Raw genomic sequence first — 1,794 nt, forward strand, 5'->3', positions numbered from 1 at the left:
TATCTGGGTCCTACCTTATACATCAATCCGATATAGTGATTATTCGACTCCTTGTAGGGAAAGAAATTGTATTCTATAGCGGGAGTTATCGATAATAATGCGTCGTAGTTACTGTAATCGGAACGCTGGGCAGAAATCGATCCACCTGCAGATAAATGTTCACTTATGGACCAAACAGTTGTATTATTGGTAAAATAACTTTCATTGGTGAATTTGAAAGCATCAACTCCTTCACCGAACCTGTTTTTATTTCTGTTATAACTGAAATTTGTATTTGTTTTGTGTTTTTCACTTACACGTGAGGCTGAGCCACCGGTGCTAAAGCTATTCGAGGAGTAGTTTCTGTCTCCATTCAGGTAACCATTTAAACGAACGCTGAAAACCCATAAATTCCAGGGGTCTTTTTTCGCCTGTTCGATATTGGTTTTTCTGGAAGTATCCCCTATAAATGAAATCTGTAGATCTTTGGCTTTAGCAGTTCGTGCGAAATATTTAACCAAGCCTAATTTAATAGTTTGTACAGCTAATTTGCGATCCTCATCGTCTGTAGCGGTTGCCTCCCGGATGTATGACAAAGTATCATTAACACCTTTAAAAATCTCCTGCCCGGCAAACTGAAGTTTATATTCTCTTCCGCCGCTTCCGGTAGGTTGCGAATTTATTAAAATATATACGTTTGATTGAAAACGATCATTTACGTAATCTATAAAAGTAATTTCCCGCTTAACATAATCCTTGTCGCAATAAGTCTGACAATCCAGAAAAACACGAAGTTTGTCCCCTGTGCCCGTTTGCGAAAATGTATCGAAACTTAAAATAACTCCTAACAGAGTAATGATGATGATTTTTAAAATTTTCATGAGTGAGATAAAAGAAGAAAAATACAACAATAATCTCAACCCTTCTTATAAGTAATTAAGTACAATGTAATGTAAAGAACTTTTGAACCTTATTAAAAACTGTATCCAAGTGACAGTCCTGTCCATCCACCATAAAATCCATCTTTATGGATAATAGGAGTCCATGCTACACGGGCGATTAACCCCTCTTTTAACGGTTGGAAGCGATAGCCAATATTTAATGGGATTGTTGAAATAAATCCCGGACCATCTTCAACGTCATCCAGAGCTACTTGAGAAGTGAAACCAATGCCCGATTCTAAGCCGTGCCTTTTATTTCCGATAACGTAATTAATACCTAGCGGCACTGATATATATGTTCTTCGGGTACTTATGTTATTATTGGTGACTGGCGTATAATAAGTCCTTCCATTTCCGATACCGGCTTTAAAGCCTAATCCATCGTTTCTGTTTTTCTTTAAACGCATGTCATAATTCGCTGTTAAGGAAATACCGCTCCCCCGGCGTTCAACATAGAGAGCCTTTCTATATCGCTCCTTTAGATTCGAGTTTTCGATTTTTCTTTCAAATGATTCACCGAATTTCTTTTTTAAATTATAATCAAACTGAATATTAACTCCCCAAAAACCGGTTAAGGGACTATATTTTCCTTTGTAGGTTTCCCCATACATAATGACCGTGAGTTCACTGTCTGATATCGGTTTGATAGCGATGTTTCGCATCAATCCAATCTTAAGCTGGGTTCTATCACTTGTTTGGAAGACATAATCCACCGATACCGGGAAGCTGATATGAAATTGATCATCTAAAGACTTAATTACAGCATTTACATCTGGAGGGCCATGGGTTGGATCATCAGGATCATATGGTGTATTTCTGTTTAACGCGAAAGCTATCCCGTCATCGCCGTCTCCAAAGGCATAATCTCGTACAC

2 protein-coding genes are annotated in these 1,794 nt (G+C 38.0%); both read right to left on the minus strand.

The window, feature by feature from the left end; genetic code table 11:
* Nucleotides 1–860: hypothetical protein (locus WBJ10_RS13655; protein WP_424291217.1), on the minus strand; the 860-nt coding region annotated here is incomplete at its 3' end.
* Nucleotides 861–952: 92 nt separating this feature from the next.
* Nucleotides 953–1,794: hypothetical protein (locus WBJ10_RS13660; protein ID WP_424291219.1), on the minus strand; the 842-nt coding region annotated here is incomplete at its 5' end.

The sequence above is a fragment of the Daejeonella sp. genome, from assembly GCF_049655485.1.
Taxonomy (GTDB): domain Bacteria; phylum Bacteroidota; class Bacteroidia; order Sphingobacteriales; family Sphingobacteriaceae; genus Daejeonella.